The organism is Novosphingobium sp., from assembly GCF_032093395.1.
Lineage (GTDB): Bacteria > Pseudomonadota > Alphaproteobacteria > Sphingomonadales > Sphingomonadaceae > Novosphingobium.
The window spans coordinates 44,919-55,401 of the sequence record NZ_DAMDBA010000004.1 but is presented as its reverse complement, the minus strand read 5'-3'; the positions used below and the strand labels follow the sequence as shown (position 1 = coordinate 55,401).

The 10,483-nt window shown below is 65.2% G+C and carries 9 protein-coding genes and 1 tRNA gene; 6 read left to right on the top strand and 4 right to left on the bottom strand.

Annotated elements, in window-relative coordinates:
- Positions 1 to 650 (top strand): magnesium transporter (locus tag RT424_RS02425; RefSeq protein WP_313434260.1); only part of this gene is annotated, 650 nt, incomplete at its 5' end.
- Positions 651 to 681: 31 nt separating this feature from the next.
- Complete coding sequence (purT, locus tag RT424_RS02420) at positions 682 to 1,848, top strand: formate-dependent phosphoribosylglycinamide formyltransferase (protein ID WP_313434259.1); 1,167 nt, start codon at positions 682 to 684, stop codon at positions 1,846 to 1,848.
- A 37-nt stretch (positions 1,849 to 1,885) separates the two neighbouring features.
- On the opposite strand, the gene gloB is transcribed toward purT, so the two are convergent.
- Together gloB and rpsA are read right to left on the bottom strand one after the other, a co-directional pair.
- Positions 1,886 to 2,656 carry a hydroxyacylglutathione hydrolase gene (gene gloB / locus RT424_RS02415; protein ID WP_313434258.1) on the bottom strand — a complete coding sequence of 257 codons (771 nt, stop codon included), beginning with the start codon at positions 2,654 to 2,656 and terminating at the stop codon, positions 1,886 to 1,888.
- Positions 2,657 to 2,819: 163 nt separating this feature from the next.
- Positions 2,820 to 4,532, bottom strand: a complete 1,713-nt coding sequence (gene rpsA / locus RT424_RS02410) for a 30S ribosomal protein S1 (protein ID WP_313434256.1) — start codon at positions 4,530 to 4,532, stop codon at positions 2,820 to 2,822.
- 325 nt (positions 4,533 to 4,857) lie between these two features.
- Here rpsA and RT424_RS02405 point away from each other — a divergent pair, with 325 nt between their 5' ends.
- Positions 4,858 to 5,655, top strand: coding sequence for an aspartyl/asparaginyl beta-hydroxylase domain-containing protein (locus RT424_RS02405; protein ID WP_313434255.1), 798 nt, complete (start codon positions 4,858 to 4,860; stop codon positions 5,653 to 5,655).
- Between the two features lie 149 nt (positions 5,656 to 5,804).
- Here the strand turns inward: RT424_RS02405 and RT424_RS02400 are convergent, their stop codons facing one another.
- Both RT424_RS02400 and aroA read right to left on the bottom strand, forming a co-directional pair.
- Entirely contained in the window at positions 5,805 to 6,437 is a 633-nt protein-coding gene (locus RT424_RS02400) for a d(CMP) kinase (RefSeq protein ID WP_313434253.1), read from the bottom strand.
- Positions 6,438 to 6,629: 192 nt separating this feature from the next.
- Positions 6,630 to 7,952: a 3-phosphoshikimate 1-carboxyvinyltransferase gene (gene aroA / locus RT424_RS02395; RefSeq protein WP_313434397.1), complete on the bottom strand. Its 1,323-nt coding sequence runs from the start codon at positions 7,950 to 7,952 to the stop codon at positions 6,630 to 6,632.
- 203 nt (positions 7,953 to 8,155) lie between these two features.
- Here aroA and RT424_RS02390 point away from each other — a divergent pair, with 203 nt between their 5' ends.
- From RT424_RS02390 to ffh, 3 genes are all read left to right on the top strand, one after another.
- Positions 8,156 to 8,476 carry a TIGR02300 family protein gene (locus RT424_RS02390; protein ID WP_313434252.1) on the top strand — a complete coding sequence of 107 codons (321 nt, stop codon included), beginning with the start codon at positions 8,156 to 8,158 and terminating at the stop codon, positions 8,474 to 8,476.
- Between the two features lie 222 nt (positions 8,477 to 8,698).
- Positions 8,699 to 8,774 (top strand) — tRNA-Ala (locus tag RT424_RS02385).
- A 231-nt stretch (positions 8,775 to 9,005) separates the two neighbouring features.
- Complete coding sequence (gene ffh, locus RT424_RS02380) at positions 9,006 to 10,454, top strand: signal recognition particle protein (protein WP_313434250.1); 1,449 nt, start codon at positions 9,006 to 9,008, stop codon at positions 10,452 to 10,454.
- The last annotated feature ends 29 nt before the right edge of the window (positions 10,455 to 10,483 follow it).

Sequence of the window (10,483 nt, the reverse complement as noted above, 5' to 3'; positions counted from 1 at the left end):
ACGTGCTCGATGCGCTGGTGGCCGAACACACCGAGGATGTGCAGAAGTTCGGCGGCGTGGAGGCGCTGGACCGGCCCTATCTCGAAACCGGCTTCTTCGAGATGATCCGCAAGCGGGCAGGTTGGCTGAGCGTGCTGTTCCTCTCGGAAATGCTCACCGCCAGCGCCATGCAGCATTTCGAGGACGAACTCGCCCGCGCCGTGGTGCTGACGCTGTTCATTCCGCTCATCATGAGTTCGGGTGGCAACAGCGGCAGCCAGGCGACTTCGCTCATCATCCGGGCGCTGGCGATGGGGCAGGTGCGCCTGCGCGACTGGTGGCGCGTGGCGCTGCGCGAATTGCCCGCGGGCATGGTGCTCGGGGCCATTCTCGGCGCCGTCGGCTTCGTGCGCATCGCCGCGTGGCAGGCGCTGGGCTTCTACGACTACGGCGCCCACTGGGTGCTGATCGCCACCACCGTTTCGGCGGGGCTGGTGGGCATCGTGACCTTCGGCTCGCTGGCGGGTTCGATGCTGCCGTTCGTGCTTCAGAAGCTGCGCTTCGACCCGGCCAGCGCCTCGGCGCCGTTCGTGGCGACGCTGGTGGATGTCACGGGGCTGGTGATCTACTTCACGATCGCCCTTGCGATTCTCTCGGGAACGCTGCTCTAGGGCCGCGCAATCAAACGAAAGGACCGCCGCCATGGCATTCACCGCGAAGATCCTGCTGCTCGGCTCGGGCGAACTGGGGCGCGAATTCGTGATCTCGGCCAAGCGGCTCGGCTGCGAGGTTGTGGCCTGCGATGCCTATGAGGGCGCGCCGGCCATGCAGGTGGCCGATGGGTTCGAGGTGTTCTCGATGCTGGATGGCGAGCGCCTGCGCGCTGCCATCGAGAAGCACCGGCCGGACTTCATCGTTCCCGAGGTCGAGGCGATCCGCACCGAAGTGCTGGCCGAAGTGGAGGCGGAAGGGTTCTGCGTCGTCCCCTCGGCCCGCGCTACGCAGATGACCATGAACCGCGACGCCATTCGCGAGGTGGCGGCGGTCGAACTGGGCCTGCGCACCTCGCGCTATCGTTATGCGGAGAGCTTGGACGAAGTGCTGGCAGGCGCGGAGCACACGGGGCTTCCCTGTGTCATCAAGCCGGTCATGTCCTCATCGGGGAAGGGCCAGAGCACGGTGCGCGATGCCGCCGATCTGGAAAAGGCGTGGGACTACGCCGTCGCCAATATGCGCGGGGACCGCAAGCGGGTGATCGTCGAGGAATTCGTCGCTTTCGACTACGAGATCACGCTGCTTACCGTGCGCAGCCGCGAAGGCGTCTCGTTCTGCCCGCCGATCGGGCATCGGCAGGAACGCGGCGATTATCAGGAATCATGGCAGCCGACGCCGATGGCGCCCGCCGCCATCGCCGCCGCACAGGACATGGCGCGCAAGGTCGTCGACGATCTTGGCGGCTACGGGCTGTTCGGCGTCGAGTTCTTCGTGAAGGGGGAAGAGGTGATCTTCTCCGAACTTTCACCGCGTCCGCATGATACCGGGATGGTCACGCTGATCTCGCAGAACCTCTCCGAGTTCGACCTTCACGCACGAGCGATCCTGGGACTTCCGGTGCCCGAAGTGGTGCTGCACGGCGCCAGCGCCTCTGCGGTGATCCTGGCCGACCGCGACAGCGAGTCCTTCGCCTACGAAGGCCAGGCGGAGGCGCTGGCGACGCCCGGCGCGCAAGTGGACCTGCGGCTGTTCAGCAAGCCGGTGACGCGTTCCTACCGCCGCATGGGAGTGGCTCTGGCGCTGGCCGGAGACACGGACACCGCGCGCCGCGTGGCGGCAGAGGCGGCGTCTCGGGTGCGTATCGTCTACAAGTGAGGCGGGGGAGGCGGGGTCGCGGCCCCGCCTTCCTGCGTCAGAAGCTGTTCTTGGCTTCTCGCAGCGCCGCGAAAGTGGCGACGGCGTCGCTCGTCGCACCTGCGGGTGCCCAGCGGGCCTGTATCGCGGGATCGTCGGCACGCAGGAACGGGTTGGTGAGCAATTCGCGGCCGAGCTTGGTCGGCACCGTCGGCAGACCGGCCGCCCTGGCGCGATCTATGTCCGCGGCATAGGCGAGGAGTTCGGCATTGTCGGGATCGGCATGCAGTGCGAATTTCGCATTCGAGGCGGTGTATTCGTGCGCGCAGTAGAGCATGGTATCGCTGGGCAGGGCCTTGATCCGCTTGAGGCTGTCCCAGAACTGCGCGGGCTGGCCTTCGAACATGCGTCCACAGCCTAGCGCGAATACGGAATCGCCGACGAATGCGATCTTGGCTTCGGGCAGATGATAGGCGCAATGGCCCAAGGTATGCCCGCCGACATCGATGACGTGGGCGTGCCAGTCTCCCAGTGTGACGACGTCCCCCTGGTCGACCGTGCGATCGACGCCCTGAATCTTTCCGGCATCGCCGTGGGGCGCGATGACCTTGCACCCGGTCGCCGCCTTGATGGCGCCGTTGCCGCCGGCATGGTCGGGGTGCCAGTGCGTGTTCCAGATCTGCGTGATCTGCCAGCCCTTGTTTCCGGCCTGGCGCAGGTATTCGTCTGCATCGGGCGTGTCGATGCAGGCGGTTTCGCCGCTTGCGGGATCGTGGAGCAGATAGCCGTAGTTATCGCTGAGGCAGGGGAACTGGTGGACTTCGAGCATCGGTACTCTCCTTGAGCATCGATGTAGGCTTTGACGGCGCGGTGTGGAAGGCCGTGTGGCGATAAGGTTCGGGTTACGCGTGACACCGGGAAAGCAAAAGCCCGCCCGGATTTCTCCGGACGGGCTTTTGATGGTTCACCTTGGGTGAAGCCCGGAAACGTTCTTACGAACGGTTCTTGAGGGCTTCGCCGAGGATGTCGCCGAGCGAAGCGCCCGAATCCGACGAACCGTACTGCTCCACGGCTTCCTTCTCTTCGGCCAGCTGGCGGGCCTTGACCGAGAAGTTCGGCTTCTTCGAACGATCGAAACCGGTGACCATGGCGTCGAGCTTCTGGCCGACCTGGAAGCGGTCGGGGCGCTGCTCGTCGCGGTCGCGGCCGAGGTCCGAACGCTTGATGAAGCCGGTGGCGCCATCGTCGCCAGCCTGGACTTCCAGGCCGCCGTCGCGAACTTCGAGAACGGTGACGGTGACGACTTCGTTGCGACGCAGCGAGCTGCCGCCGGTCGCGGCAACGCCGCCAGCGGCCGGAGCGCCACGCTCAAGCTGCTTCATGCCGAGGCTGATGCGTTCCTTTTCGACATCGACGTCGAGAACGACGGCCGAAACCTCTTCGCCCTTGCGGTGCAGAGCCAGAGCGTCTTCGCCCGAGATGCCCCAGGCGATGTCCGACATGTGGACCATGCCGTCGACGTCGCCGTCCAGACCGATGAACAGGCCGAATTCGGTGGCGTTCTTGACTTCGCCTTCAACCTGCGAACCGACGGGGTGCTTCTCGGCGAAGGCTTCCCAGGGATTCTGCTGAGCCTGCTTGAGGCCGAGCGAGATGCGGCGCTTGTCCGAATCGACTTCGAGAACGACCACTTCGACTTCCTGCGAGGTCGAGACGATCTTGCCAGGGTGGACGTTCTTCTTGGTCCAGGACATTTCCGAAACGTGGACGAGGCCCTCGATGCCGGCTTCCAGTTCCACGAAGGCACCGTATTCGGTGATGTTCGTGACCGTGCCCGACAGCTTGGCGCCGACCGGGTACTTGACGGCTGCGCCTTCCCACGGATCGCTTTCCAGCTGCTTCATGCCAAGGCTGATGCGCTGGGTGTCCTGGTTGATGCGGATGATCTGGACCTTCACGGTGTCGCCGATGGCGATCACTTCGCTCGGGTGGTTGACGCGCTTGTAGCTCATGTCGGTGACATGGAGCAGGCCGTCGATGCCGCCGAGGTCAACGAACGCACCGTAGTCGGTGATGTTCTTGACCACGCCTTCGATGACCTGGCCTTCGCTCAGCTTGTCGATCAGCTCGCTGCGCTGTTCGGCGCGCGTTTCTTCGAGGACGGCGCGACGCGACACGACGATATTGCCGCGGCGACGGTCCATCTTCAGGATCTGGAAGGGCTGCGGCACGTCCATCAGCGGGGTGACGTCGCGCACGGGGCGGATGTCGACCTGCGAGCCGGGAAGGAACGCAACGGCGCCGTCGAGGTCGACGGTGAAGCCGCCCTTGACGCGGCCGAAGATCACGCCTTCGACGCGCTTGCCTTCACCGAATTCGTTTTCGAGCTTGTCCCACGCGGCTTCGCGGCGGGCGCGGTCGCGCGACAGCATTGCTTCGCCGTCGGCGTTTTCGACGCGGTCGACGTAAACTTCGACTTCATCACCGACCTTCAGGCCATGCTCGCCTTCACCGCGCGCGAATTCGCGCAGCGGCACGCGGCCTTCGCTCTTGAGGCCCACGTCGATGACGGCCTTGTCGTTTTCGATGGCGGTGATGGTGCCCTTGACCACGCGGCCTTCAAAGCCGTCGTCGGCGACGCCGCCGAGCTGGTCGTCGAGCATCTTCGCGAAATCGTCGCGAGTCGGATTGGCAGAAGAAGCCATTAAGGCGCTTTCCTTTGTAACGATTTTCCCGGCCAGGTGGTTGAATCCACCGGTCTTTCCTCCGCGCGTCCGCACCATGCGAACGACGGGCCAAAAGGGCCGAACTGCCGCGGAGGCCGGATGCCCGCCGCAGCGTCCTTCAAGCCACAGGGCCGTCCAGACCGGCGGCCACTACGCCTCGGAGTGCCGAAATGCAAGGAAAATGGCGCTTCGGCCGGTTGGCCTCAGAACGCTGCTTCGATCGGGGCACCGGCTTGCCGAGTCCACGGAAACGCGCCATTGTCGGGGCAGGGGAGCGTACGGGACCATTTCGTCAGGAGCCTGCATGGCAGAGCACGTTACGTCACCGATTCCCGACAAACTCGATGCAACCATGGCGCCCAGCAAGGCGCTGGTCCCGAAGCCGACCTGGATCCTGCGCTTCGGCAAGTGGATCCAGCCGAAGACGAACCGCTGGATCGCCCGCAGTTCGCGCGTGCCCGACGTCCCCGTCCATGATCCGTCCCGCTACGCCTGGACCCGTATTCTGGAAGAGAACTGGGAAGCGATCCGGGAGGAAGCCGCCGCCGCCCTGCAGGACCTGGACGAGGTTCCCCCTTTGGCGACGATCTCTCCCGATCACCGGCGCATCGCTCCGGCCGGGCGCTGGCGCTCCTTTTTCCTCGTCGGCTATCGGTATCGCGACGAGACCAATTGCCGTGCCTGTCCCCGCACCACCGAGCTGATTTCGCGGATTCCCGGCCTGAACTCGGCTTTCTTCTCGGTACTGGTGCCGGGCACGCATCTGCCGGCCCATACCGGTGTGTCGAAAGCCTTTCTGACCTGCCATCTGGGGATCCAGGTGCCGCGCGAGTCCGAAAAGTGCCGGATGCGGGTGGTCGATGAATGGCTGGAGTGGCGCGAAGGCAAGTGCCTGGTCTTCGACGATGTCTTCAATCACGAAGTGCGCAACGACAGCGACGAGACGCGTATCGTCCTTCTCGTGCAGTTCAAGCGACCGGTCGGCCCGATCGGATGGATCGTGGGCAACCTGTTCCTCGAAGGGGTACGGCGTTCGCGCTTCGTGCAGGATGCCCGCGCCGGCGTGGAGCGCTGGCGCCAGCGGCCAAGGACGCAGCCCTAGTCGTCGTCCCGGACCTGATCCGGGACCGCTGTCGGAGCCGCGCCGCCTCTCGGGCGTGGCTGGTTGTCGAGCATGGCTGGGGCGGGTCGCGAGGTTGCGCTAAAGAACTGGCAGCGGTCCCGGATCGAGTCCGGGACGACGTGTGCTGCTCAGGAGAGGGCGCGGCTGACGCAGGCTTCGACGGCGGCGATCGCGGCTGCGACCGCTGCGTCGCGGTCCAGTTCCGACGTATCGAGCAGGACAGCGTCCTCGGCGGCGACCAGCGGCGCGTCCTTGCGGTTGCGGTCGCGTTCGTCGCGAGCGGCGAGGTCGGCGGCAATCTCTTCCAGCGAGTGGTCGCGGCCTTGGGCTTCCATCTCGAGATGGCGCCGCCAGGCACGCGCTTCCACCGAGGCGGTGACGAAGAGCTTGGCTGCCGCTTCCGGAGCGATGACGGTGCCGATATCGCGGCCGTCCAGCACGGCACCGCTCATCTGGGTGGCGAAGCTGCGCTGACGTTCGAACAGCGCCTGGCGCACGGCGGGGTGCACCGAAACCCGGCTTGCCAGTCCCCCGGTCGCTTCGGAGCGCAGTTCGGGGTCGGTCAGCAGCGCATCGGGGAAGGAGCAGGCAGCGAGGGCGGCCACGGGATCGTCCGGGTTTCCGCCGTCGAGGAAGCACTGGCGCCCCACGGCGCGGTAGAGCAGCCCGGTGTCGAGGTGGGGCAGGCGAAAGTGCTCTGCGAGGGCCTTGGCGATAGTGCCTTTGCCCGAAGCGGTGGGTCCGTCGACGGCGATGATCATCGCGGGCTCTTGGCGGCTCGGACGCATCAAGGCAAGCGCGCTTCGCAGGCATAGGCGACGGTACAGTACAGGGTGCCGGCAAAACCGAGCGCGTTGCTGAGCCATTGCGGCAGGTACAGGATCATGCGCACTCCCGTCAGGAGGCTGTCGACCGGAGAGCACAGTCCCGGTGCAGCCTCCCGGAGAATGCCCTTATTCCGCCAGGCTGACCAGCAGCTCTTCGAAATTGGGGAAGCTGGTGGCGATCGGGCGCGTGTCGTCCACGTCCACTCCGCCGCTGCTGACCAGACCAGCGATGGCCATCGACATGGCGATCCGATGGTCGAGATGCGTGACGACGGGTGCATCTCCGGCAGTGCCGGAGAGCGCGGCCCCTGCGGTGCCGGTGATGACCAGGCCGTCCTCGCGCTCCTCGACTTGCGCGCCGGCAAGCGTGAGCGCCACTGCCATCGCGGTAAGGCGATCCGATTCCTTCACGCGCAACTCGTCGAGGCCGCTGGTGACCGTGACGCCTTCCGCCAGCGAGGCGGCGACGAAGAGGACGGGGAACTCGTCGATCATGGACGGCGCAATGCCGGGGTCGACTTCGATGCCCTTGAGCTCAGAGTGCTTGACCAGAAGGTCGGCAACCGGCTCGCCGCCGACTTCGCGTTCGTTCAGGAACGCGATGCTGCCGCCCATCTGGCGCAGCACTTCGACAAGGCCGGCGCGGGTGGGATTGAGGCCGACGTTCTCGATCACGACCTCGCTGCCCGGCACGATCAAGGCGGCAACGATGAAGAAGGCGGCCGAGGAAGGGTCGCCCGGTACGTCGATGACCTGCGGCTTCAGTTCGGCCTGGCCCTTGACGGTGATGACGCGGGTGCCGTCGGCCTCCACGGTTACATCGAGGTCGGCGCCGAAGCCCTTGAGCATGCGCTCGGAATGGTCGCGGGTAGGGACGGGCTCGATGACGGTGGTGGTGCCCGGCGTATTGAGGCCGGCGAGCAGGATCGCGCTCTTCACTTGCGCCGAGGCGACGGGCAGCCGGTAGGTAATCGGCACGGCAGGCAAGGCGCCCCGCACAATAAGAGGCAGGCGGCCTCCTTCACTAGCCTCGAAGCTCGCGCCCATTTCCGAGAGCGGATCGATCACGCGGCCCATCGGGCGCTTGGAGAGGGAAGCGTCACCCGTGAAGCTGACATGGATCGGGTGGCTGGCGACAAGGCCCATCAGCAGGCGGGTCGACGTACCCGAATTGCCCATGTCGAGCGGACCCTCGGGTTGACGCAGGGCGCCGACGCCCACGCCGTTCACCCGCCACTCGCCGTCTCCGACGCGCTCGACGGAGGCGCCCATCGCGCGCATGGCGGCGGCGGTGGCCAGCACGTCCTCGCCTTCCAGCAGGCCGCTTACGCGCGTCTCGCCGACGGCCAGGGCACCCAGCATGATCGAACGGTGGCTGATCGACTTGTCACCCGGCACGCGAATCCGTCCCTTGAGCGGCCCGGTGGGCAGGAAACGGCGAGGGCGCATCGGGGTGGCGGTGTCGTGGCTCACGGGCTTGCGTCTTTCGAGGCTGGAGGCTGCAAAATCGCCCGGCTTTTGACAGCGGGTGCGGCCTATGGCAAGGCGCGCGCCCTGATGCAGCCGGGACGCTTGATTTTGCGCGCCGGCCCTCCCATCAAGACACGGAATTCACGCCCGTACCGTTCGGGCGCGCAGTATGAGGACATTTCATGGCAAAGCCTGAGTGGGGCGCCAAGCACGGCTGCCCGAAATGCGGCACCCGCTTCTACGACCTGGGCAAGGATGACCCGGTTACCTGCATCGAGTGCGGCCATTCGTGGCACCCGGAACCGGTGCTGAAGTCCAAGCAGCCGATTCCCTATGAGGAAATCCAGAAGAAGGAAGCCGTCGAGACCGAGGATGCGGATCTCGCCGAAGACGATCTGGACATCGATGACGATGGCGATTCGCCGGACAACGACGTCGACCTCGGCGGTGACGACGATCTCGGCATCGGCGCCGGCGACGATGACGTTGATCGCGACGAGTAAGTCGCGGGTCGGGTTCTGAGGAAAGGGCGCGGCGCTTCGGCGACCGCGCCCTTTCCATTTTTGCGGCCGTTTCGAAGGGTCGGCGAAAAAATGACAGGTCGGTGAAAATTTCCACTTGCCAGCCTGAATAACCCAATCTAGAGGGCGGCCTCCCAAGCGGAGGCGTAAGCCGAAACGTGGGAATTGGATCGAGCCTCCCAGGGTCGGTCCGCTGAAATGATCGGGGCCTTAGCTCAGCTGGGAGAGCGCCTGCATGGCATGCAGGAGGTCAGCGGTTCGATCCCGCTAGGCTCCACCATTTCTCCGAAATAGCCTTTCAAAGTTATCTTTGTTCGGTTATTTCAACATATCAGTTTCGCGGAAACGCGATACGCTGGCCGACGAGGTTTCGTCCGCCGGCGTTTTTCGCATAAGGTTTCCGTCACGCCGGTCAGCGAGGTTTCGCCCACCGGCGTTTTTGGCGTTCTGGCGGCTGCGGCTGCCGAAAGGGTTTGTGGCATGTTCGCCGCGAGTGACGTTAGGAGCGAGAATGTTTGACTCTCTGTCTGATCGTCTTGGTGGCGTATTCGACAAGCTGCGCGGTCGCGGCGCGCTCAAGGAGCAGGACGTTCGCGATGCCATGCGCGAAGTGCGCATCGCGCTGCTCGAAGCCGACGTCGCGCTTCCCGTCGTGCGCCGCTTCGTCGACCAGGTTACCGAGAAGGCCATCGGCCAGTCGGTGCTCCGTTCGGTCACGCCCGGCCAGCAGGTCGTCAAGATCGTCAATGACGCGCTGATCGAGATGCTGGGCGGTGAAGAAACCGCCGAACTCGATCTGAATGCCGCGCCGCCGGTCGTCATCATGATGGTCGGTCTGCAGGGCTCGGGCAAGACCACCAGCACCGCCAAGATCGCCCGCCTCCTGCGCGAGAAGCAGGGTAAGAAGGTTCTGATGGCCTCGCTGGACGTCAATCGTCCGGCCGCGCAGGAACAGCTTCGCGTTCTCGGCGAGCAGGTGGGCGTCGCCACCCTGCCGATCATCACGGGCCAGCAGCCGACCGAAATCGCCACCCGCGCGATGCAGTCGGCCAAGCTCCAGGCCGTCGACGTGCTCATGCTCGACACCGCCGGTCGTCTCCACGTCGACCAGCAGCTGATGGACGAGATGAAGGCGGTTGCCGCCATCGCGACTCCGCGTGAAACGCTGCTCGTGGTCGACTCGCTGACGGGTCAGGACGCGGTCAACGTCGCGCAGTCGTTCTCCGGCGAAGTCGATCTTACCGGCGTCGTGCTCACCCGTATGGACGGTGATGCGCGCGGCGGTGCGGCGCTGTCGATGCGGGCCGTCACCGGCAAGCCGATCAAGTTCGCGGGCACCGGCGAGAAGATGGAGGCCCTCGAGGTCTTCCACCCCAGCCGCGTCGCCAACCGCATCCTCGGCATGGGCGACATCGTCTCCATCGTCGAGAAGGCCGCCGAAGCGGTCAAGATCGAAGACGCCGAAGCGCTGGCCAAGCGCATGGAGCAGGGCAAGTTCGACATGAACGACCTGCGCATGCAGCTGGGCCAGATGCAGAAGATGGGCGGCCTTGGCGCGCTCGCGGGCATGATGCCGGGCATGAAGAAGGCCAAGGCGGCGATGGCCGCCTCGGGCATGGACGACCGCGTGCTGCTGCGCATGGATGCGATCATCGGTTCGATGACCCAGAAAGAGCGCGTCAACCCGGCGCTTCTCAATGCCAAGCGCAAGATCCGCGTCGCCAACGGCTCGGGCACTCAGGTGCAGGACGTGAACAAGCTCCTGAAAATGCACCAGGAGATGTCCAAGGCCATGAAGCAGATCAAGAAGATGGGCGGCCTCAAGGGCCTTGCCTCCATGTTCGGCAAGGGCGGTCTCGATGCCGCCATGCCCGGATTGGGTGGCGGTATGGGCGGCGGTGCCGGTCTTCCGGGACTGGGTGCCGGTGGTCCCGATCTCAGCAAGTTTCTGAAGAAATAATTTTTGAAGATTTGAAGGAAAGGTAGAGC

What these genes read in the sequence shown, in the direction of transcription:
- purT (WP_313434259.1), top strand. Translation starts at nt 682, where the DNA reads ATGGCATTCACCGCGAAGATCCTGCTGCTCGGCTCGGGCGAACTGGGG.
- gloB (WP_313434258.1), bottom strand. Translation starts at nt 2,656, where the DNA reads ATGCTCGAAGTCCACCAGTTCCCCTGCCTCAGCGATAACTACGGCTAT.
- rpsA (WP_313434256.1), bottom strand. Translation starts at nt 4,532, where the DNA reads ATGGCTTCTTCTGCCAATCCGACTCGCGACGATTTCGCGAAGATGCTC.
- RT424_RS02405 (WP_313434255.1), top strand. Translation starts at nt 4,858, where the DNA reads ATGGCAGAGCACGTTACGTCACCGATTCCCGACAAACTCGATGCAACC.
- RT424_RS02400 (WP_313434253.1), bottom strand. Translation starts at nt 6,437, where the DNA reads ATGATCATCGCCGTCGACGGACCCACCGCTTCGGGCAAAGGCACTATC.
- aroA (WP_313434397.1), bottom strand. Translation starts at nt 7,952, where the DNA reads ATGCGCCCTCGCCGTTTCCTGCCCACCGGGCCGCTCAAGGGACGGATT.
- RT424_RS02390 (WP_313434252.1), top strand. Translation starts at nt 8,156, where the DNA reads ATGGCAAAGCCTGAGTGGGGCGCCAAGCACGGCTGCCCGAAATGCGGC.
- ffh (WP_313434250.1), top strand. Translation starts at nt 9,006, where the DNA reads ATGTTTGACTCTCTGTCTGATCGTCTTGGTGGCGTATTCGACAAGCTG.